Origin of the sequence: Plantibacter sp. CFBP 8804 (genome assembly GCF_014841225.1) — a bacterium.
Taxonomy (GTDB): domain Bacteria; phylum Actinomycetota; class Actinomycetes; order Actinomycetales; family Microbacteriaceae; genus Plantibacter; species Plantibacter auratus.
Genome location: NZ_JACYTU010000004.1, coordinates 148341 through 169207 on the forward strand (window position 1 = coordinate 148341; position 20867 = coordinate 169207).

A 20867-nucleotide genomic window follows, 5' to 3' on the forward strand; every position below is an offset into this window, starting at 1 on the left:
TCAGGTTCCAGCGGGTTACCGTGGTGCGGTACGAGGACGCACACGACGGTTCGGGGGAACAGATGACGAGCGACGACACCCAGCCACCGGACGTCCAGCCCGACCCTGCCCCATCGCCGACACCAGACCCGTCACCCGAGCCTCCCGCCCCGACCCCACCCGGCCCGGCACCCGACGCCCCCGAGACGCCCACCGAGGCCGATCCGCCAGCCCCCTCGACGCAGGCAACGGACGACGGCACGATCGTCCTGGCCGGTGACGGCATCGATCCGACCGGCGCGACCGTCTCGACGACCGCGGTCCAGGCGCTGTTGTCGGCGGCGCCGGACGGCAGCACGATCATCGTGCCGGGCGGCGCCGTCATCACGCTCGACGCGACCCTCCTGCTCGACCGTCGGCTGGCACTGCGGGGGAGCGGCGAGCTGCGGTGGACGGCCGGCATCACGAACGCGCCGGCTGTCCGCATCACCGCTCCGGGGTCGACCGTACGAGAGGTGCGCCTCACGAACCCGAACCACCTCGGTTCCGCCACGGGTGCGCGCAACATCGGCATCGACATCCGGACGAGCGACGTCATCGTCGACGGGGTGCGGATCGTCGGCTTCCAGAACGGCGTGGTGAACGAGCCCACCGGCGAGTTTGAGGGCGTCATCGTCACGAACTGCCACATCGTCGACATCGTCGGCGTGGGCGGTGGCCGCGGTTCGACCTCGAGGGCCGGCGAGGATCGCGGCGACGGCATCACCATCTGGGGTGCGCGCGCGCTCGTCTCCGGCAACGTCGTGAACGCGCTCGCCGGCACGGATGCGCGGATCGGCATCCACGCGGAAGGCCTGTCGGACTACGAGGTCGATCCGGGGCTCTACCCCGACGCGATGTTCTCGATCAACGACAACGTCGTCAGCGGTCCGTTCCGCCGCGGCATCGCGTTGGAGGCGGTGTCGCACGCCACCGTGTCGGGGAACACCGTCACCGGGAGCACCTGGTGGGGCATCGCCGCGATCGACACGCGCTCGACCGGGATCTCCAACAACACGGTGCGCTGGACGCGGGCGGCCGAGGACGACCAGGGGTCGGTCTGGGGTCCGTCGCGCGGGCCGATCATGGTCTACCGCAGCGCGGAGGCCACGGTGGTGGACGGCAACGTGCTGGAGATCCGCGGCGTCGCCTCCGCTGCCATCCGCCTGCAGGACGCGACCATGCCCTCGGGCGACACCAAGACGCCCGTCGGTTCGACCGACACGGTGATCACCGACAATGTCATCCGGCTCGCCGGCGGCACGTGTCCGATTGGCGTGGTGCTGCAACGCGCGATCCGGCCGCTCGTCGTCGGCAACCGGCTCAGCGTGACCACGCCGAGTGGGACCACGGGAGGCGTCGTCTCGTATCTCAGCAGCGACATCGTCGTCGCCGACAACTCGCTCCTCGGTGCAGGTGAGGCCAGCGGGTACGGCGTGCAGCATCAGGGTGCCGGAGCCGTGCAGGTCACCGGCAACCGGGTGGAGGGGTTCCGGATCGGGCTCGCCGTCACCAATTCGACGGGCGGGGTGACCATCGTCGGCAACACGGTTCTGACGTGCGCGACCGGGATCGACACGTACGGCTCCACCGGCCGCTCCATGGTCGCGGCCAACCGGCTCTCGGTCTCCGGCAGCGCCCACATCAATGCGCAGCCGGCGACGAGCTACGTCACGACCAGGCACATGGGTACGGCGCGCCCGGCCGGTGGCGGGTCGGGTGACCTGCTCGTCGGCAACGGGCTGCTCTGGGTGAACGACCAGGGCACGTGGCGCTCGGTGAAGGTCACCTGAGGCGGTCGTCGCGGTGGTCCGTGCCGGCGTCCGGGTGTCCGCTGGTCAGCCCGCGAGGAGGGCGACGCCGATCACGACGACGGTCGCCGCGGCGATCCGGCGTACGGGTCGGCCCTCGCGGAGCACGAGTGCGCCGAACAGGCTGACGAGGATGACGCTCACCTCGCGCATCGGTGCGACGAGCGCGACCGGCGCCATGGTGATGGCGACGAGCACGAGGATGTACGACATCGGCGAGAGCACTCCGAAGGCGAGGATGCGCGGCCAGTGGGCGCGCAGGACCGCCGGCAGTTCGCGTGCCCGGCGCCCGAGCGATCCGGAGAACAGGACGACCTCGACCGCGGTGCAGCCGACCATGTACGCGACGGGCGAGGCGCCCCACGTGCGGACGGCGTGCGCGTCCCAGATCGTGTAGGCCGCGATCGCGACCCCGGTGAGGAGCCCGAAGGCGACTGCAGGGTCGAGGCGTCGTCGCGTTGCACGCACCTCGACGGCGACCGGTGACGGGTCGCTGCCGCGATCGACGAACCCGATCGCGACGACGCCGACGACGATCGCCGCGACGCCGAGGAGCGCGAGCAGCGACGGGCGCTCGCCGAGGACGAGGACCGCGATGATCACGCTGATCGTCGGGCCGGTGCCGCGCGCCGTGGCGTAGACGGTGGAGAGGCGTCCGCTGGCGTAGCCGCGTTGCAGCACGAGCATGTAGACGTAGTGCAGCACGGCGGAGACGACGACGCCGATGGCGAAGCCGGCGAGGTCGTCCGTACCGAGACCGCCGGTGAAGGGGACGACGATCGCCCACAGGACGGTGCTCGCCACGGCGCCCCACCAGAGGAAGGGCATGCCGATCCGGCTGACGCCGTGGGCGATGATGTTCCACGCCGCATGGCAGACTGCGGCGGCGAGGACGATGGTGACGGCGAGCAGAGACACGTGAGACCCTTCCGATCCTCGCGGGCGCGACGATCAGGGTCCTCCGGGCTTTTGTCCTGTCAGATGACGGTCGTTGGCTGGCCGCCGACCGTGGCGCCGCTCGGACCAGTCGAGCTGTCGCTCCGGAACCCTAGGCGCTATCGCGCACCACGCTACCAGCCTCCGGCGAGGCGTGTTCGTTCGCCCAGTTCTGGGCGAACGAACCCTCGGTCGCCCGAACTTGGGCGAATGGACGTGCGTCAGTCGACGATCGCGATGGCGTCGATCTCGACGAGCATCTCCTCGCGCGGGAGGCCCGTGAAGACCGTGGTGCGCGAGGGCAGGACGCCACCCTTCACACGCGAGCCGACGAATTCGCCGTAGGCGTCGTTCATGATCGCGAAGTCCTCGCGCTTGGTGAGGTAGACGCGCAGCATCATGACGTCGTCGAAGGTCGCGCCGCCGGCCGCGAGGATCGCCTCGACGTTCTGCAGCGTGCGGGTGGTCTGCGCGGCGACGTCGCCCGGGAACAGGTACTCGTTCGTCGCGGGGTCGACGGGGCCCTGGCCGGAGACCTGGACGAAGTTGCCCTTGCGGACCCCCTGGGAGAAGGTGTGCGCCGGAGCCGGGGCGTCGGTGGTGGAGATGGCGGTGCGTTCGGTCATGGGGGTGTGTCCTTCGGTTGGTGGCCCTTCGACAAGCTCAGGGACCGGATGGTGGGGCTCAGGGGCCGGATGGTGGGGCTCAGGGGCCGGATGGGTGGTCAGGGACCGGGGTTGGTGGGGGCTCAGGGACGGGACGGGCGGGAGGTCAGGCGGTGGCGGGGGCCGCAGTGGGCGCCGGCGGTGCGTAGCCGAGTTCTGTGGAGATCGCGGACGTGGTGGCGAGGAGCTGCGGCAGGAGTGCGCGGACGCCGCTGTGGGGGAGCACCATCGTCGGAACCGAGATCGACACCGCCGCGGTGACCCGGCCGTCGGGCCCGAAGACCGGTGCGGCCACGCAGTTCATGAAGCTCTCGTGCTCCTCGTGGTCCTCGGCCCATCCGCGTTCGGTCGAACGCTCGATCTCGGCGAGCAGGGCGTCGGCGTCGGTGATGGTCTTGTCGGTGTACCGCTCGAAGACGATGCCCGTGACGACGCGTCGACGCTCCGCCTCGTCGAGCCCGCCGAGGAGGACCTTCGCGACGCCGGTCGCGTACAGGGAGGCGGGCAGGCCGACACGCGAGTACATGCGGAGGGGCTGACGGGACTCGACCTTGTCGATGTAGAAGACGGAGCCGCCCTCGTAGGCGGCGAGGTGCACCGTCTGGCCCGTGGCAGCCCCGAGCGCCCGGATGTGCGGAGCGGCGACGCCGCGGACGTCCTGCTCGTCGAGCGCGGTCTGGGTCAGCTCGAACATCGCCCGCCCGAGGTGGTACCGGAACGACGCGTCGCGCGTGACGAAGCCGTGCTCCTCGAGCGTGTTGAGCAGGCGCAGCACCGTGGTCTTGTGCACGCCGGCCGTCGCCGCGAGCGCGTCGAGGGAGTTGGTGCCCGAGACGATCTCGCGGAGGAGGTCGAGCGCGCGGGACAGGGACTGGCTCATGCGTCGATCATCCCGTGTGCGCCGACGGTCGTCCACGGCAGTGGGTGCTCCGCGGTGATGCGCCACGACGCCCACTCCTCATCGGTCGCCTCGACGATGATGCTGACGCCCTGCGCGTCGGGTACGAGCTCGGGGCGGTCGCCGTGGCAGATGAGCGTCGACGCCGCGACCGCGTGGCCGAGCCGCGTGCAGGCGGTGTCGGAGCGACCCGAGGCCAGCCCGGCGAGGTAGCCGGCGGCGAACGCGTCGCCCGCGCCGACGGTCTCGACGACGTCGACCGACAACGACCGCACTTCGATGCCCGCCTCGGAGCCGCGGTGGAGGGTGGTCGCGGCGTTCTCCTCGTCCTTGAGCACGATGCGCTGCAGGGTCGGCAGCTCGGCGAAGAGGCGGGCGGCGTCCGTGTGGCCGAAGAACAACTCCGCTTCGTCGACGCCGAGGAACAGGACGGACGCCTGGTCGAGGAGGCGGTGCAGCGGGGCGGTCGAGCGACGCTCCCAGAGTCGCGGGCGGAAGTTGAGGTCGACGCTCAGGACGGTGTCTCGGGGGAGTGCGTCGCCCAGCTCGCCCACGAGCAGCGCGGTCGAGTCGGAGAGGGCCGGGGTGATGCCGGAGGTGTGCACGATGGCCGAGGCGGTGATGGCCGCCCGGGTCGCTTCGTGTCGCAGGGTGTCGGCGCCGAGCTGCGATGCGGCGGACTCGCTGCGGTAGTAGTGCATCCGCGGCCGACGGTCGCCGTCGGCGCTCACGACCGTCTCCTTGACGTAGAGGCCGGTGGGCCGGTGGTCGTCGCGTTCGACGGCGTCGGTGAGGACGCCGTCGTGCCGGGCTGTCTCGAGGATGTAGTCGCCGAACCCGTCGTCGCCGAGGCGCGAGATCCAGTGGGTGGGGACGCCCATGCGCGCGAGGCTGGAGGCGACGTTGAACTCGGCACCGCCGACGCCCGTCCGGTATTCGCGGGCCTCGGCGACCGGGAGCTGGTTCTCGGGCAGGAGGACGACCATCGCTTCGCCGATCGTGCTCACGGTGGACGGTGACGTCGTCATCACGGTTCCCCTCGCATCTCGGCCGGGTCCGGTTGACGGCCTGTGGACGCAATGCTAGAACAGACGTAGCGCCGGATGCAATGTACGTTGCATGATGCGCAACGCCTGATGCTCACGAGGTCGGCGGGTGCAGCGCTCGATCGCGAAACGAGGAGACGATGACGGACGAGTTCGATGCCGGCGCGCTGGGCGTGCTCGACGGCAGCCTCAAGGGCTTCCCGCCGGCGTCCGTCGGGACCGACGCCGCCGCGTTCCTCGCCGGTCGACCGGCGCTCGCCGACTTCACCACGCCGCTCGTCACGCTCGACCGCTCGGCGGTCGTCGACAACGTCGAGACCATGCGGCAGTGGTGCGACCGCGCAGGGGTGGGCCTCGCACCGCACGGCAAGACGACGATGAACCGAGCCCTGTGGCAGCGTCAACTCGACGCGGGTGCCTGGGGCATCACCGTCGCGACCCCGTGGCAGCTCTCCGTCGCGCTCGACTGGTCGATCCCCCGCGTGATGCTCGCCAACGCCCTCGTCCAGCCCGAACACCTGCGCGCCGTCGGGCGGGCCCTCGACAGCGGCGACGCCGAGATCGTCGTGTGGGCCGACTCCGTCCGCGCGGTGCAGATCATGTCGAGCGTGCTGGCTGAGCAGCCGCCCCGTCGCCCCCTCCACGTGCTCGTGGAACTCGGTGCGCCGGGCGGCCGCACCGGAGCCCGAGACCACGCCACCGCGCTCGAGATCGCCGAGGCCGTCGTCGCCTCTCCCGAGCTCGCGCTCGCCGGCGTCAGCGGCTACGAGGGGGCCCTCGCACACCACGGCGACGACGGTTCGCTGCAGATCGTCCGCGACTACCTGGAGTCGCTCGCCGCTCTCCACGACGCGCTCCTCGCAGGCGGCCGGTACGACGGACGTGTCCGGACGCTCATCGTGACCGCCGGGGGCAGCGCCTACTTCGACGTGGTCGCCGAGGTCCTCGCCGGACTGCGCGACCTCGACGGTGCTCACGGACACGCCGTCGACGTGCTGCTGCGCTCCGGCGCGTACGTGACCCACGACGACGGCTTCTACCGCGGGATCACCCCGCTCGGCCGCCACGAGGGCACCGGCGACTTCCGCTCCGCGATCCACGGCTGGGCGACGATCGTCTCCCGCCCCGAGCCCGGCCTCGCGCTCGTCGACGGCGGGAAGCGCGACTTCCCGTTCGACGAGGGGCTTCCCGAGGTGCAGGGCGTCCGCCGCGCCGGGTCCACCACCGTCGAACCGCTCCCGGGCGCGACGACCACGGCTATGAACGACCAGCACACCTTCGTCTCCCTGCCGCCCGGCAGCGACGTCGAGGTCGGCGATGTCATCCGCCTGGGCCTCTCCCACCCGTGCACCACCTTCGACAAGTGGCGTGCCCTCGTGGTCATCGACGACGTCCGTCTCGCCGAACCGAGCGCCGTCGACGCCGTCACCACCACCTTCGGCTGAGCCGAACCGAACAGGAGCCCCGCATGACGCTCGAGACCCCTCCCTCCACACCGCACGCCCTCGACGCCCTGTACGCCGACCGCGCCATCGCCGTCGTCCGCGTACCCGTCATCCCCGACCCGGTCGAACTCTGCCGGGCGCTCGCCGCGGGCGGGATCCGAAGTGTCGAGTTCACCTTCACCACGCCGGGCGTCGAAGCCCTGATCCGCGCTGCGGCCGATGCGATCGGCGACCACGGGGCCGTGATCGGCGCGGGGACGGTCGTGGACCGCGACACCGCGCAGCGCGCCATCGACAGCGGTGCGCAGTTCCTGGTCACGCCCGGTCTGAGCGAAGAGGTGGCCGAGGTCGCCACCGCCGCCGGCATCCCGTTCCTGCTCGGTGCGATGACGCCGAGCGAGGTCATGCGCGCCGCGTCGCTCGGTTCCCATGCGGTGAAGATCTTCCCCGCCGCCGCCATGGGGTCCGGCTTCCTCAAGGACCTCAAGGGTCCGTTCCCGGGTCTCAGGCTCGTGCCGTCGGGCGGACTGCACGCCGGCAACGCACGGGAGTACATCCAGGCCGGCGCGGCTGCCGTGACCGCGGGGTCGAGCGTGGTCGGTGCGGCCGACGTCGCCGCGGCCGATTGGGCCGGGGTCACCGAGCGTGCGACCGCCTTCACCACGGCGGCCCTCCTGCCGTGACGTCGCGACCGACGGACGATGCGCGCGCGGTGGTCATCCGCGGCGCTCGCATCGTCGACGGCACCGGCGGACCGAGCGTGCACGGGTCGCTGCTCATCGACCGGGGCCACATCATCGCGATCGGGGCGTCCGCCGAGGCCGACGCGCCCGCCGACGCCCTGATCATCGACGCCGACGGTCTGGTCGCGTCGCCCGGCTTCATCGACATGCACGCCCACTCCGACCTCGCCGTCCTCCGCGACCACGAGCACCTCGCCAAGGTCTCGCAGGGCGTCACCACGGAGGTCCTCGGACAGGACGGGCTCTCCTACGCTCCGACGGACGACCGCACCATGGCGATCGTCCGGCAGCAGATCGCCGGCTGGAACGGGCAACCCGACGACGTCGACTTCGCGTGGCGGACCGTCGGCGAGTACCTCGACCGGGTCGACCGCGGGGCCGCGCTGAACGTCGCCTACCTGGTGCCGCAGGGCTCCGTCCGGATGCTCGTGGTCGGCACCGAGAACCGGGCTGCGACCGCTGACGAGATCGCTCGCATGCAGGAGCTCGTCGCGGCGGGTCTGCGCGAGGGTGCCGTCGGCATGTCCTCCGGGCTCACCTACGTGCCCGGCATGTTCGCCGACACCGAGGAGCTCGTCGCGCTGTGCCGCACCGTCGCGGAGCACGGCGGCTTCTACGCACCGCACCAGCGCTCGTACGGCAAGGGCGCACTCGATGCGTACGCGGAGATGATCGACATCAGTCGTCGTTCCGGCTGCGCGCTGCACCTCACGCACGCGACGATGAACTTCGGCGTCAACGCCGGCCGGGCCGCCGAACTCGTGGCGCTCATCGACGCCGCCATCGCCGACGGCGTCGACATCACGCTCGACACCTATCCCTACCTGCCGGGTTCGACGACCCTGTCGGCGTTGCTGCCGAGCTGGGCGGCGGTCGGCGGGCCGGACGCGACGATCGAGCGTCTGGGCGATGACGACGTCCGTGCGCGGATCCGATACGAGCTCGAGGTGCTCGGCACGGACGGCTGTCACGGTGTCGTCACCGACTGGGCCACGATCGAGATCTCGGGCGTCGCGAACCCCGAGCTCGCCGGCTTCGTCGGGCGGACCGTCGCCGACATCGCCGCCGAGGATGCGGGACACGCGTGGTCGGGCGATCCGACAGCCCTGTTCTTCGCGCTGCTCGAAGCCGACCGGCTCGCGACCGGCATCCTCCAGCACGTCGGCGACGAGGCCAACGTGCGCACGATGATGGTGCACCCGGCCCACACCGGCGGGAGCGACGGGATCCTCATCGGCGCGAAGCCACACCCGCGTGCCTGGGGCACCTTCCCGCGATACCTCGGCCACTACGTCCGCGAGGAGGCTGTGCTCGGGCTGGAAGACGCCGTCGCGCACCTCACCTCGCGACCGGCCGCGCGTCTCGGCCTCAGCGACCGCGGCGTGCTCCGCGTCGGAGCCGTCGCCGACGTCGTCCTCTTCGACCCCGCGACCATCGCCGACCGCGCGACCTTCGCCGAGCCTCGGCAGCAGGCCGCGGGCATCCCGTGGGTGTTCGTGAACGGTGCCGCCGTCATCGCCGATGGTCGACGCACCGACGCCGTCCCCGGTCGTTCGATCCGCCGCAGCCCGGCCTGATCGCTTCCCCTTCCTCACCGCCTACACAGAAGGTCCTCCCATGCCCATCACCGCCCTCGCGCGCAGCGTCGTAGCCGCCGCCGCACCAGCTCCGAGCGATCCCATCGGATGGCTGCAGCAGACCACCCCCGGCCTGCTCATCCTGTGCGCGGTCGCCATCGCGGTACTGCTCCTCCTCATCATCCGGGTGAAGCTCGAACCGTTCATCTCGCTCTTCATCGTCGGCATCGGCCTGGCGCTCGCGACCGGGACGAGCATCTACCAGATCGTCGGCGTGGCCGTGCCGGACCCCTTCGACGACGAGCAGATCAAGCCGGGGGCGTCACTCCTCGAGACCGGCTTCGGCGGCATCCTCGGGCACATCACGATCATCATCGGTCTCGGCACCGTGCTCGGCGCGATCCTCGAGCGCTCCGGCGGTGCTGACGTCCTCATCCGGAAGCTGCTCGGTCGCTTCGGGGAACGCGGCGCTCCGATCGCGATGGGGCTCACCGGTCTCATCTTCGGTATCCCCGTGTTCTTCGACGTCGGCATCTTCGTCCTCGCGCCCCTCGTCTACATCACCGCGCGTCGCGGCGGGAAGTCGCTCGTGCTCTACGCATTCCCGATGCTCGCCGGCCTCTCGATGACGCACGCGTTCCTGCCGCCGCACCCGGGCCCGACGGCGCTCGCCGGCACCTTCGAGGTCGGGCTCGGCTGGCTCATCCTGATGGGCTTCCTCTGCGGCATCCCCGCCTTCATCGCGTCGGGCATCGCCTGGCCGCTCTGGATCGGGAAGCGCGTCATGGTCTCGGTCCCCGAGGAGTACGTGCTGGAGCCCGAGGACGACGCCCCCGAGCGCAAGGACGTCTCGCTCTGGAGCGTCGGTCTCATCATCATCACGCCGATCCTGCTCATCCTCGCCGCCACCTTCGGTGCCCTCGCCCTGCCGAACGGACCGGTCCTCGAAGCGCTGACGCTCATCGGCAACCCGGCGGTCGCGCTCACGATCGCCGTCTGCCTCGCGTACTACGTGCTGGGGGTGCGGCGCGGCATGACGCTCGCCGAGCTGGGCGAGCTCTCCGGTCAGTCGCTCCGGCCGATCGGCATGATCCTGCTCGTCGTCGGTGCGGGTGCGTTCTTCGGCGCAGTCATCTCAGCGACGGGTGTTGGCGCGGCACTGGCCGAGGTGCTCGGTTCGCTCGGCCTGCCGATCATCGTGTCCGCGTACCTCATCAGCTCCGGCCTCCGCATCGCGCAGGGCTCGGCGACCGCGGCCATCGTCATCACGGCGGGGATCCTCCAGCCGGTCGTGCTCGCGGGCGACTACTCGCAGCCGCAGCTGGCGCTCATCGGCATCGCGATCGCCGCGGGCTCGATCACGCTCTCGCACGTCAACGACGGTGGGTTCTGGATCATCGCGAAGTACTTCAACATGTCGGTCAAGCAGACGCTCGCGACCTGGACCGTGCTCGAGACGATCCTCTCGGTCGTCGGCTTCGGGATGGTCGCCCTCATCTGGCTGTTCGTCTAGCCCGAGTCGTGACCGTCGGACCAGTGCCTTTCTCAGGAGTGTCCGGGCGCGTCGGTGCCGGGTGAAGTCGGCGCGCCGGAGGACTCCTGAGAAAGGTCACTGAGCGGTAGATGGCGCCTTTCTCAGGAGTGTCCGGGCGTGTCGGTGCCGGGTGAAGTCGGCGCGCCGGAGGACTCCTGAGAAAGGGACTCGGTCGACGTCAGAAGAGGCGGGAGTCGCTGTCGTCGAGGCCGCGCATCGCGTCGTAGTCGAGGACGACGCAGCGGATCCCGCGGTCCTGGGCGAGGGTGCGCGCCTGCGGCTTGATCTCCTGGGCGGCGAAGACGCCCTGCACGGGAGCGAGGAGCGGGTCGCGGTTCATGAGTTCGAGGTAGCGGGTGAGCTGCTCGACGCCGTCGATGTCGCCGCGGCGCTTCAGCTCGACCGCGACGGACGCCCCGGTCGCGTCGGTGGCGAGGATGTCGACCGGGCCGATCGCGGTCATGTACTCGCGGCGGATGAGTCGGTAGCCGTCGCCGAGGAGTTCGATCTGCTCGGCGAGGAGCTTCTGCAGGTGCGCCTCGACGCCGTCCTTCTGGAGGCCCGGGTCGACGCCGAGTTCGTGCGCGCTGTCGTGGTGGACCTCGTGGATCGACACGATGAGGGCGTCGCCGGTCTTCTTGTGCGTGACCTTCCACAGCTCGGTGATCCCGGCCGCGGCCTGCGTCTCGTCGGGCTCGACCGTCGTGAGCACGCAGGGCGGGCTCATCCAGTTGAGCGGCTTGTAGGAGCCGCCGTCGGAGTGGACGAGCAGGCTGCCGTCGTTCTTCACCATGAGCAGCCGCTTGGCGAGCGGCAAGTGAGCCGACAACCGTCCGGCATAGTCGACCGAGCACTCCGCAATCACCAAACGCACGACGACGAGCCTACCGCGACACCGCAGCGCGTCCATTCGCCCATATTCGGGCGACGGAACCGTGAATCGCCCGAACATGGGCGGACGAAAAGGGCTCAGCGCTTGCGGCGGCTGCTCTCGCGGGCGGCCGGCGACGCGAGGCCGGCGAACACGATGAGTACGAGCACGACGAACAGGGCGTTCAGCAGGCCGATGGCGTCGCCGAGGATGCCGATGAGCGGCGGACCGACGAGGAACGCGCAGTAGCCGATCATCGCGACGGCGCTCACCCGTGCCGCAGCGCGCTTGGAGTCGTCGGCCGCGGCGGACATGCCCACCGGGAACCCGAGCGAGGCGCCGAGTCCCCACAGCACGGTTCCGAGGACCATGAGGCCGGTGACCGGCGTGAGGATGAACAGGACGAGTCCGGCGATCGCCGCGGCGGCCGACACCTGCAGCACCGGCACCCGGCCGAAGCGGTCGATGAGCGGCCCGCCGACGATGCGACCGACGGTCATCGCGGTGACGAACACGCCGTAGACGAGCGCGCCGGTCGTGTTGCTCTGCTCGTGGCCGTCGACCACGGCGAGTGCGAGCCAGTCGTTGGCGCTGCCCTCGGCGAACGCCATGCCGAGCATGATGACGCCGATGAGGATGAGGCGGCCGTCCGCCCAGACCGAGAGGCTCTCGCGGACACGGTCCTGCCACGGCGCCTTCGGTGCGTCGTCGAGCTCGTCGGCGACGACCTGCTCGGCGGGGACGAAGCGCACGGCGACGACGGCGACGATCGCGATGACGACCGCCATGACGAGCGCGTGCCAGAAGACCTCGAGGCCGGCTGCGGACGCGAGTGCGCCGAGCCCTGCTCCGGCGACCGTGCCGAAGCTGAAGCACGCGTGCATCAGCGGCATCACCGTCTTGCCGAGCTCCTGCTCGGCCGCGGCGCCCTCGACGTTCATCATGACGTCGAGCGCGCCGTTCCCGAAGCCGAAGATGATGAGCCCGACGAGGACGATGCCCTCGAGTGGCACGAGGCTCGCGCCGACCCCGATGAGGAGCAAGCCGGTCGCGACGAGCCCGAGCGTGAGCTGCATGCCGTGTCGCGGGCCGAGACGCGCGAGGACGTGCTGGGAGGCGACGAGGCCGAGGATCGATCCGATCGACATGCCGAGGATGAGCAGCCCGACGGCGCCGGTGGTCAGCTCGAGGTTGTCGCGGATGGCGGGTATGCGCGCCACCCACGTCGCGATGCTGAGGCCGCTCAGGGCGAAGATCACGAAGATCGCGTTGCGCCAGGCGAGGAGTTCGCGGCGTGGGCGCTGTGCGACGGGGGCGGTGTGCGGGTTGGTCGGCTCTGACACAGGGTCCTCGGGATCGGTGCTGGTGTGCCTGGGCGCTCGGTGGAGCGGGGTGGTGAGGCCCGTGCATCTGGGTGGATCTGGCGGAAATCGAATCGATTCGATTCCGTCGACTAAGCTAGCAGATCGTGGACCAGGAAACACGCCCCTCGCGACCGACGCTCGCCGATGTCGCCGAGCGTGCGGGGGTGTCGCCGTCGACCGCCTCGCTGGCGTTCAGCGGCGCCGGACCCGTGTCCGAAGCGACCAAGCAGCGGGTGCTGCAGGCTGCGGCCGACCTCGACTACGCCGGCCCCGACCCGCGGGCCCGCTCCCTCCGCCAGGGACGCAGCGGCATCGTCGGAGCCGTCGTCGCCGGCCGCATCGGGCACTCCTTCCGCGACCCGGTGATGGTCCAGACCCTCGACGGACTCGCCGACGAACTCGGCGCGGTCGGTGCCGGTCTGCTGCTCCTGAACGATGCGCAGGAGGGCACCCTGCAGCTGAGCAACGCCCCGATGGACGGCGTCGTCCTCATCGGCTGCAGCCCGAACCTCGACAGCTCGGTCGCGATCCTCAGCCGACGGGGGATGCCGATCGTGTCGATCGAAGGACTCGCAGCCCTCGGCGTCCCCGACATCGCCGTCGACAACCGCGGTGGCGTGCGTGAGGAGGCGCGACACCTCGCCGACCGCGGCCACGAGCGGGTCGCCGTCGTCACCCTCAACCTCGACCCGACCGAACGCCGCGGCCCGCTCACGCCCGAGTGGGAGCGATCCGCCACGACGGTCCCTGCCATCGAACGCCTGCAGGGCCTCCGCGACGTCTTCCCCGACGCGCAAGGGTTCGTCACCACGGGGTCATCGCTCGAGGAGGGGCGGGTCGCCGGACACGCCATCCTCGACGTTCCGGCGGATGAGCGCCCGACGGCGATCGCCGCACAGAGCGACCTCCTGGCCGCCGGTGTCATCCGCGCAGCCGAGGAGCTCGGCATCTCCGTTCCCGCGGAGCTCAGCGTCGTCGGGTTCGACGGCATCCGCGTCGAAGGGCTCGACTACGACCTCACGACGGTCTGGCAGCCCTCCCGGGAGAAGGGGTCGGCCGCCGGCCGGGCGATCGTCGCCATGCTCGACGGCCGCGATCCGGAGTGCGAGCAGTTCGCGGTCCGGTTCCACCCTGGCGCGACCACGGCACCGGCGCGCCGGGCCCGGTGATGCGACCGACCACCCTCTCGTCCATCGCCGACCTGGGGGAGCTGGCAGAGGCGCTCACGGGGTTGCGCGCGGCGGCCGGTGCGCCGTCGTTCGCCGAGCTGGCCCGGCGGGTCGGTGCCCTCCGGCTCAGACGAGGTTCCCGCGACGCCCCCGGCAAGGTGACGGTCTACGACTGCTTCCGCACCGACCGGCATCGGGTCGACGCCGAACTCATCCACGACCTCGTCCTCGCCCTCGGAGCCTCAGCGTCAGCGGCCGCCGAGTGGCGCACCACTGCTGCGCGCCTGAACGGTGCGACGCTCGGGGGCCCGGTGTCCGCCTCCGTCCTACCGGCAGCCGAGGGATCGACGTCCACCGGTGTGGAACCCGCTGCCGCACCCGTCGTCGTCCTCACCGGGCTCCCCGGGGTCGGCAAGGCCGAGGTCGCGAGGCGGCTCGCCGAGGTCGAACGCCGCCGTACCCCCGGTGCGGTGGTGCTCCTCGTCCGGTTGCACGGATTCGAAGACGGGCAGCGTCCGGCGGAAGCGGACGAGGTCCTGCGCGAACTGGTGCGCGCCGTCGGAGGTCGGTCCGATCGTCGCCACGACGCCGCAGCGCTGCGCGAGACGCTCCGAACAGCGGCGCGCGACCGCCGGATCGTCGTCCTGCTCGAGGACGCGTTCTCCGCAGCGCAACTCGCTCCACTCCTGATCGCCGACCACGCCCGGGGTCCCGCCGGGTGCGGTCTCCAGCTGATCGTGACCTCGCGAGCCCGGCTCGACGGCCTCGAGGCACTGGCGGCCGCGGAGGGACTCGCGGTGGACCGTCGGACCGTCCTGCCGCTCGAGACCGAGGAGACGGTCCGGCTGCTCTCGGCCGCGACCGCCTCGCGGCGTCCGACGTCCTCCTCTGCCGACGACGCGGCGGTCCGTCGGCTCGCGAAGGCGATCAGCGGGATCCGCCTCGACCTCGACCTCGTGCTGCGCTTCATCGAAGACCACCCGGACTGGTCGCTCGCCGATGTGGCCGAGCGCTTCGGCGACCGCCCGCGGCGCGACCACGCGGTGCCGCTCCTGGAACCCTCGGTCGCCGCCGTCGGACCGGCCGCCGCAGCCCTGTTCCGGCGGCTCGGCCTGCTCCGCGGCCCAGTACGGCTGGACGTCGTCGGGACACTGCTGGACGACGCCGGCGCGGATGCGCCGACCTCGGTGAGCCTGCTCCGTCGCCTGGCGGACATGCACCTGGCCACCGTCTCGGAGCGGACCGTCGAACTGCACCCGCTCGTCCACACCGCGGCCCACCGGCTCGGGGTCGAGCAGGAGCGCCCGTCGGTCCTCGTGGTGCTGGCCGAGCGTGTGTTGGACCGGTTCCGCGAGTTGGTCGGCTCCGTCCGCGTCGACGCGTCCCTCGCCGACGGGCTGGTGGCCGCCGCAGCGCTCGCGGTCGACCAGCGGGCGGGCGACGCGCTCGCCGCGCTCGTCTTCGACGTGGTGGAGCCGGTGGGTGATGCCGGCTACTGGAGCCATGCGGCCGAACTCCTCCAGCTCGCCGCGCCGTTCGTGCCGCGGGACCGACGAGGCACGACCGCGGAGCTCCTCGCCCGCGCCTTCGAGAAGCTCGGTCGGTACGACGACGCCCTCGACCACCTGCATCGGGCGAGCCGCCTCCTCACCGAGGAGCAGCCGGGTCGCACGATGAACGTGATCGCCAATGTGGAACGCCAACTGGGACGGATGGCGGAAGCCGAGCAGTCGTATCTCCGCGCCGCTCGGATCGCGGCCGCGGCCGGCAATCCGATCACGCGAGGGCGCGCGCTCGGCAACCTCGGCAATCTGGCGCGCATCACGAGCCGGTATCGCCGGTCGGAGCGGTTGTTCGATCTGGCCGAGGCGGTGAGCACTCGAGCCGGGGATGACGTCAATCTGACGATCGTCGAGTCGAACCGTGTGCTCCTGCTCCAGGCGCAGGGCCGGTTCGACGAGGCGCTCCGGCGCTGCGCGACCCTGCTCGAGCACGGCGGTGCCGGCGTCAACCGCGGATACCTCCTCACCCAGCGCGCCATGATCCTGCTGGACCTCGACCGTGTGGCCGAGGCGGAGGCGGCCCTGCTCGCGGCAGGGGCGGACGACGGCGGTCCGACGACGTTCGACGAGGACGCCGAGATCGCCATCCAGCTCGCCCAGGTCGCTCGTCGACGCGGAGACCTCGTCGAGGCCGCGCGTCTGGCGGACACCGCCCTGGCCTCGGCCGAGCGTGTCGGCTACCCACTCCTCCGCTCCGACGCTTGCAGCACCCTCGGCGAGATCGCCGCCGATGCCGACGACGCCGAGACCGCCGAGCGCTGGGCGCGATGCTCGCTCGAGCTCGCCGAACTGCTCGGTGACCGGGTCGAGCAGGCGCGGGCGTTCGAGACGATCGGGAGGGCGGCGGCGATCCGCGGCGACCGGGCGGCGGCCGACGCCGCGTCCACCGCCGCAGCCGACCTCCTCAGCGCGGTCGGCCACTGGCGAGCCACGGCCGTCCAGACGATGCGCGCGGCTTCCCTCCGACCCTGACGGCGGAAACCAGTGGACACGCGGCAATCGGCGGTCCTCGGCGCCCGGACGTTCGGGCTCGTTCGGGTGACTGGTCCGCGGTCGCCTCGATCCGCCACGATCATGCCGGAGCGAGCCGTGCGGCGAGCCCGAGACAGACCGACATCCGGCCGGACGACGCAGCTCGTCGGCCCATGCCAGCAGAAGGACGAACACCCCATGACGCGACACCGACCATCGACGAACCGGCTCAGACGACTTGCCGCTGGAGGCGGGCTGTTCGTGCTCGCCGCCACCCTCGCAGGGTGCTCCGGAGGTGACGTCTCGGTCGGAGACACGGCGACGGTCACCCTGCCGGCGAAGACCGCGGGGAACGGTGATCAGGACTTCGCCGTCACGGTCGCCTCGGTCGACGAGGCTCCGGCCGAGGTGGCCGATCAGATCGAGGGTGACGACGACGTCTACTTCGCGTCCATCGAGTTCGCCTACACGGGCGATGCTGCCGCCGAGGTGCTCGCCGTGCCGTGGAACAACGTCTTCGCACGGCTGTCGGACGGGAGCCTCCTCGAGGCCTCGTTCATCGGGCTCACCGAGTGCAGCGGCACACCGGAGGATCCGGTCGCCGCCGCCGACGACCTGGTCGCCGGTGAGACGGTCACCGTCTGCGTGCCACTGTCGTCGACCGACGGTCTGGAGGTGACCGGCGTCTACGTCGGCACCTCCGACGGTGGCTCGGGCGGGACGGTGTGGAAGCGATGACCGGCGTGCACGAGCCCGGGCGGGAACCTGTGCGCGAACCGGATCGATCCGGCCAGGAGGAGACGCCATCCCAGTGGTCCGTGGAGGAGTGGGGGAGTTCACCGTTCGGCTGGTTCGTCGGCGCGGGGATCGGTCTCCTCGCTGCGATCCTGTGCTTCACCCCGATCTGGGACGAGGTCGCCGGGCGGAGCACCGGACGCCGCGCCGGGTTCGGTGCGCTGCTCGCGGCGATCGGACCGTTCGGTGTCGCGGCGATCGCCCTGGCGGTCGCGGTCGTGTTCGTCGTGGTCGGCCTCCGGAAGCGTCGCGCCGGCGAACGGAGCTGAGCGGCCGGTTCGACGCGCTCCCGGTGCATCGCGAGCCCCAGGTCGTAGGGTGGAGGCGACGCTCGAAGGAGACCCATGACCGACCAGCCCATCGCCACCGCCGCACTCGTCCAGCAGGAGGCGGCCGCGCTCGCCGTGTCCCTCGCCCCGGTCTACCAGGACCTGCACGCGAATCCGGAGCTCTCCTTCGCGGAGCACCGGACGGCCGCCCTGGTCGCGGATCGCATCACCGGCCTCGGGTACGGGGTCGCGACGGGGATCGGCGGCACCGGTGTCGTCGGTGTCCTGGAGAACGGCGAAGGACCGACGGTCCTGCTGCGGGCCGACATGGACGGCCTGCCCGTCCTGGAGGAGACGGGCCTCGACTACGCGAGCGTCGCGCGCGGGGTCGACCCGGAGGGCAATGACGTCCCGGTCATGCACGCCTGCGGCCACGACGTCCACGTCACCTGTCTGCTGGGTGCCGCCGAACTGCTCGCCGCACGGCGCGACACCTGGTCCGGGACGCTCGTCGTCCTGTTCCAGCCGGCCGAGGAGGCCGGCGGCGGTGCGCAGGCGATGATCGACGACGACCTCTACGCACGCGTCCCGAAGCCCGACATCGTGTTCGGCCAGCACGTCGGTCCGCTGCCTGCCGGTGTCGTCGGCACGCACGCCGGTCCGTCGTTCGCCGCGACCGACGCCTACCGCGTCACCTTCCACGGCCGCGGCGGGCACGGATCCCGCCCGCAGTCGACGATCGACCCGATCGTGATGGCGGCGTCGGCGGTCGTCCGCCTCCAGAGCATCGTGTCCCGCGAGGTCGCCGGAACTGACACCGCGGTGCTCACCGTCGGCACGATGCACGCCGGCACCAAGAACAACATCATCCCCGACACCGCGCAGATCGGCGTCAACATCCGCAGCTACGAACCGCACGTGCGCGACCGCGTCGTCGGCTCCATGGAGCGCATCATCCGCGCCGAGGCCGCCGCGTCGGGCGCCGAGCGGGAACCGGTGATCGAACACACCGAGACCTTCCCGGTGCTCGTGAACGATCCCGCGGCGACCGGTGCGGTGACGGCGGTGTTCGCCGACGCGTTCGGTGCCAATCGCATCGTCGACCCCGGTCTCGTCACGGGGAGTGAGGACGTCGGCATGCTCGCGACGGCTGCCGACGCTCCCATCGTCTACTGGATCCTCGGTGGCGCCGATCCACAGGCGTTCGCGGCGGCCTACGCCTCGGGCCGCATGGAGCAGGACCTCCCCGGCAACCACTCCTCGAAGTTCGCTCCGCTCATCCACCCCACCCTCGACACCGGCATCGCAGCGCTCTCGCTCGCGGCACTGTCGCGTCTGGCCGGAACGGCGGCCACCGCATGATCGTCGTGACGACGGACACCGTCGCAGGACACCGCATCGACGCCGTCCTCGGCGAGGTCGTCGGGCTCACCGTGCGAGCTCGCGACTGGGGCTCCTCGATGTCGATCGGCTTCTCGGCGCTCGGCGGCGGCGAGGTCCCGGGGATGACCCAACTGCTGTTCGAGTCCCGCCAGGAGGTCATGCGACGCCTGGTGGCCGACGCGGAACAGCGCGGCGCAAACGCGGTCCTCGCGATGCGTCTCGAGACCACCGACATCGGCGGTGCGTGGACGCAGCTGACCGCCTACGGCACCGCGGCGTACCTCGTCCCGATCCCCGCCGGGGAGCCCGGAGCGACCGGCCAGTCCGCCTACGCGGCGGAACAGCCGGACGCCCCGAAACCACGCGGCGACGTCTGACGGTGGGGTGGAACACGGGGCGCGCCCCCTCGTTCCGACCTGCGCTGACCTGACTCGACCTGACCCGCCCGATCACCGCGCCGACGCAGACGGAGGAGACCCGTGACCGCTTGGATCGACGAACTCATCACCGAGGTGACCACGGCTGTGCGGGAGCGCAGTGACGAACGGGTGGCCGAGATGTTCGAGCGTTGCTTCGCCGACACCCTGCACAGCACGATGACGCCCATGCCGGACGGCACCGTCTTCATGCTCACCGGCGACATCCCGGCGATGTGGTTGCGCGACTCGAGCGCCCAGCTCGCGCCCTATCTCCACTTCGCAGCCGACCACCCCGAGCTGGCCGAGCTGCTCGTCGCGGTCAACCGCCGGCAGTTGGACGCGATCGCGCTCGACCCCTACGCGAACGCGTTCAACGCCGACCCGAACGGACACGGCCACCGAGACGACCGCACCGACGCGTCGCCCTGGGTGTGGGAACGCAAGTACGAGATCGACTCGCTCTGCTACCCGCTCCAGCTCGCACACGACATCTGGCTGGCGACGGGGCGCCGCGACCACCTGGACGCGCGGTACCGCTCCGCCGTCGTCGCGGCGATGGAGGTCTGGCGGGTCGAACAGCACCACGAGGAGCGCTCGCCGTACCGGTTCCAGCGGTTCGACGCGCCGCTCTCCGACACGCTCGTCCGCGACGGACTCGGGCCGGAAACGGCGTGGACCGGGCTCTCATGGTCGGGGTTCCGGCCGAGCGACGACGCAGGGCGGTACGGCTACAACGTTCCCGGCAACCTCTTCGCCGCGGTGACGCTCGCCGGGGTCGAATCGATCGCCACCGATGTGCTCGACGACGCGGCACTCGCCGCGGAGGCCGGTGCGCTCCGACGCGAGCTCGAGACCGCGATCGACGCCCACGGTGTCGTGACGACCGATCAGTACGGCGACGTCTACGCCTACGAGGTCGACGGGTTCGGCAACGCGCTCCTGATGGACGACGCCAACGTGCCGAGCCTGCTCTCGCTGCCGTTCCTCGGCTGGTGCGCGCCCGACGATGCCCGGTATCTCGCCACCAGACGGTTCCTGCTCAGCGAGGGCGACCCGAGCTACTTCGTCGGGTCCGCCGCCCGTGGCATCGGGAGCCCGCACACACCCCACGACCACATCTGGCCGATCGCCCTGTCCATCGAGGGCCTCACCTCGCAGGACGAGCAGGACCGCGCCCGTCTGCTCGACACGCTGCTGCGGACCGACGCCGGCACCGGGGTCATGCACGAGTCGTTCCACAAGGACGACCCCGACACCTTCACCCGCCCCTGGTTCTCCTGGGCGAACGCGATGTTCTGCGAGTTCGTCCTCGACGTGGTGGGTCTGCGCACGCACGTGCGGCGTCCCGTGCCCCGAGGGGACTGAACGGACCCGCCGCCTCGTGCGCCGG

18 protein-coding genes are annotated in these 20867 nt (G+C 71.2%); 12 read left to right on the forward strand and 6 right to left on the reverse strand.

The window, feature by feature from the left end; all coding sequences use genetic code 11:
- Positions 1-62 precede the first annotated feature (62 nt).
- Positions 63-1811, forward strand: coding sequence for a NosD domain-containing protein (locus IFU11_RS10690; protein ID WP_192018940.1), 1749 nt, complete (start codon positions 63-65; stop codon positions 1809-1811).
- 45 nt (positions 1812-1856) lie between these two features.
- Here IFU11_RS10690 and IFU11_RS10695 read toward each other — a convergent pair whose 3' ends face one another.
- The 4 genes from IFU11_RS10695 to IFU11_RS10710 form a co-directional block, all read right to left on the reverse strand.
- The gene (locus tag IFU11_RS10695; RefSeq protein ID WP_191940021.1) at positions 1857-2747 is read right to left on the reverse strand and encodes an EamA family transporter; all 891 of its coding nucleotides are present in this window, start codon (positions 2745-2747) and stop codon (positions 1857-1859) included.
- A gap of 239 nt (positions 2748-2986) precedes the next feature.
- Positions 2987-3391, reverse strand: a complete 405-nt coding sequence (locus IFU11_RS10700) for a RidA family protein (protein ID WP_064293914.1) — start codon at positions 3389-3391, stop codon at positions 2987-2989.
- A 145-nt stretch (positions 3392-3536) separates the two neighbouring features.
- The gene (locus IFU11_RS10705) at positions 3537-4310 is read right to left on the reverse strand and encodes an IclR family transcriptional regulator (protein WP_191940022.1); all 774 of its coding nucleotides are present in this window, start codon (positions 4308-4310) and stop codon (positions 3537-3539) included.
- The gene (locus IFU11_RS10710; RefSeq protein ID WP_192018941.1) at positions 4307-5356 is read right to left on the reverse strand and encodes a sugar kinase; all 1050 of its coding nucleotides are present in this window, start codon (positions 5354-5356) and stop codon (positions 4307-4309) included. The genes IFU11_RS10705 and IFU11_RS10710 overlap by 4 nt, the downstream gene beginning before the upstream one ends.
- Before the next feature lie 158 nt (positions 5357-5514).
- On the opposite strand from IFU11_RS10710, the gene IFU11_RS10715 reads away from it, so the two are divergent.
- The 4 genes from IFU11_RS10715 to IFU11_RS10730 are packed head-to-tail and all read left to right on the forward strand — an operon-like array spanning position 5515 to position 10652.
- Positions 5515-6819 (forward strand): amino acid deaminase, encoded by a 1305-nt coding sequence (locus IFU11_RS10715; RefSeq protein WP_192018942.1) that lies wholly within the window; start codon positions 5515-5517, stop codon positions 6817-6819.
- Between the two features lie 23 nt (positions 6820-6842).
- Positions 6843-7502 carry a bifunctional 4-hydroxy-2-oxoglutarate aldolase/2-dehydro-3-deoxy-phosphogluconate aldolase gene (locus IFU11_RS10720; protein ID WP_137242815.1) on the forward strand — a complete coding sequence of 220 codons (660 nt, stop codon included), beginning with the start codon at positions 6843-6845 and terminating at the stop codon, positions 7500-7502.
- Positions 7499-9139, forward strand: a complete 1641-nt coding sequence (locus tag IFU11_RS10725; RefSeq protein WP_371742760.1) for an N-acyl-D-amino-acid deacylase family protein — start codon at positions 7499-7501, stop codon at positions 9137-9139. The genes IFU11_RS10720 and IFU11_RS10725 overlap by 4 nt, the downstream gene beginning before the upstream one ends.
- A gap of 40 nt (positions 9140-9179) precedes the next feature.
- Complete coding sequence (locus tag IFU11_RS10730) at positions 9180-10652, forward strand: GntP family permease (protein ID WP_192018943.1); 1473 nt, start codon at positions 9180-9182, stop codon at positions 10650-10652.
- A 199-nt stretch (positions 10653-10851) separates the two neighbouring features.
- Here IFU11_RS10730 and nucS read toward each other — a convergent pair whose 3' ends face one another.
- Both nucS and IFU11_RS10740 read right to left on the reverse strand, forming a co-directional pair.
- Positions 10852-11547: an endonuclease NucS gene (gene nucS, locus IFU11_RS10735; protein ID WP_064294112.1), complete on the reverse strand. Its 696-nt coding sequence runs from the start codon at positions 11545-11547 to the stop codon at positions 10852-10854.
- Between the two features lie 95 nt (positions 11548-11642).
- Positions 11643-12887 (reverse strand): MFS transporter, encoded by a 1245-nt coding sequence (locus IFU11_RS10740; protein WP_192018944.1) that lies wholly within the window; start codon positions 12885-12887, stop codon positions 11643-11645.
- A 125-nt stretch (positions 12888-13012) separates the two neighbouring features.
- Here IFU11_RS10740 and IFU11_RS10745 point away from each other — a divergent pair, with 125 nt between their 5' ends.
- The 7 genes from IFU11_RS10745 to IFU11_RS10775 all read left to right on the forward strand — a co-directional run bounded on the left by IFU11_RS10745 (position 13013) and on the right by IFU11_RS10775 (position 20842).
- Positions 13013-14077: a LacI family DNA-binding transcriptional regulator gene (locus IFU11_RS10745; protein WP_229940175.1), complete on the forward strand. Its 1065-nt coding sequence runs from the start codon at positions 13013-13015 to the stop codon at positions 14075-14077.
- A complete protein-coding gene (locus IFU11_RS10750; RefSeq protein WP_192018945.1) occupies positions 14077-16611 on the forward strand; it encodes an AAA family ATPase in 2535 nt (844 codons plus the stop codon). Before IFU11_RS10745 ends, IFU11_RS10750 begins: the two co-directional genes overlap by 1 nt.
- Positions 16612-16809: 198 nt before the next feature.
- Positions 16810-17349, forward strand: coding sequence for a hypothetical protein (locus tag IFU11_RS10755; protein WP_192018946.1), 540 nt, complete (start codon positions 16810-16812; stop codon positions 17347-17349).
- Positions 17346-17675, forward strand: coding sequence for a hypothetical protein (locus IFU11_RS10760; protein ID WP_192018947.1), 330 nt, complete (start codon positions 17346-17348; stop codon positions 17673-17675). The genes IFU11_RS10755 and IFU11_RS10760 overlap by 4 nt, the downstream gene beginning before the upstream one ends.
- Before the next feature lie 75 nt (positions 17676-17750).
- Positions 17751-19037, forward strand: coding sequence for an amidohydrolase (locus IFU11_RS10765; RefSeq protein WP_137242808.1), 1287 nt, complete (start codon positions 17751-17753; stop codon positions 19035-19037).
- On the forward strand, positions 19034-19435 hold the full coding sequence (locus IFU11_RS10770) for a YbjQ family protein (protein ID WP_079704464.1): 402 nt from the start codon (positions 19034-19036) through the stop codon (positions 19433-19435). Before IFU11_RS10765 ends, IFU11_RS10770 begins: the two co-directional genes overlap by 4 nt.
- Positions 19436-19537: 102 nt before the next feature.
- Positions 19538-20842, forward strand: coding sequence for a glycoside hydrolase family 125 protein (locus tag IFU11_RS10775; RefSeq protein ID WP_229940179.1), 1305 nt, complete (start codon positions 19538-19540; stop codon positions 20840-20842).
- Positions 20843-20867 lie beyond the last annotated feature (25 nt).

Excerpts from the sequence above, each read along its gene's own strand:
- IFU11_RS10690 (WP_192018940.1), top strand. The coding sequence starts at position 63 with ATGACGAGCGACGACACCCAGCCACCGGACGTCCAGCCCGACCCTGCC.
- IFU11_RS10700 (WP_064293914.1), bottom strand. The coding sequence starts at position 3,391 with ATGACCGAACGCACCGCCATCTCCACCACCGACGCCCCGGCTCCGGCG.
- IFU11_RS10705 (WP_191940022.1), bottom strand. The coding sequence starts at position 4,310 with ATGAGCCAGTCCCTGTCCCGCGCGCTCGACCTCCTCCGCGAGATCGTC.
- IFU11_RS10710 (WP_192018941.1), bottom strand. The coding sequence starts at position 5,356 with ATGACGACGTCACCGTCCACCGTGAGCACGATCGGCGAAGCGATGGTC.
- IFU11_RS10715 (WP_192018942.1), top strand. The coding sequence starts at position 5,515 with ATGACGGACGAGTTCGATGCCGGCGCGCTGGGCGTGCTCGACGGCAGC.
- IFU11_RS10720 (WP_137242815.1), top strand. The coding sequence starts at position 6,843 with ATGACGCTCGAGACCCCTCCCTCCACACCGCACGCCCTCGACGCCCTG.
- IFU11_RS10730 (WP_192018943.1), top strand. The coding sequence starts at position 9,180 with ATGCCCATCACCGCCCTCGCGCGCAGCGTCGTAGCCGCCGCCGCACCA.
- IFU11_RS10750 (WP_192018945.1), top strand. The coding sequence starts at position 14,077 with ATGCGACCGACCACCCTCTCGTCCATCGCCGACCTGGGGGAGCTGGCA.
- IFU11_RS10755 (WP_192018946.1), top strand. The coding sequence starts at position 16,810 with ATGACGCGACACCGACCATCGACGAACCGGCTCAGACGACTTGCCGCT.
- IFU11_RS10760 (WP_192018947.1), top strand. The coding sequence starts at position 17,346 with ATGACCGGCGTGCACGAGCCCGGGCGGGAACCTGTGCGCGAACCGGAT.
- IFU11_RS10765 (WP_137242808.1), top strand. The coding sequence starts at position 17,751 with ATGACCGACCAGCCCATCGCCACCGCCGCACTCGTCCAGCAGGAGGCG.
- IFU11_RS10770 (WP_079704464.1), top strand. The coding sequence starts at position 19,034 with ATGATCGTCGTGACGACGGACACCGTCGCAGGACACCGCATCGACGCC.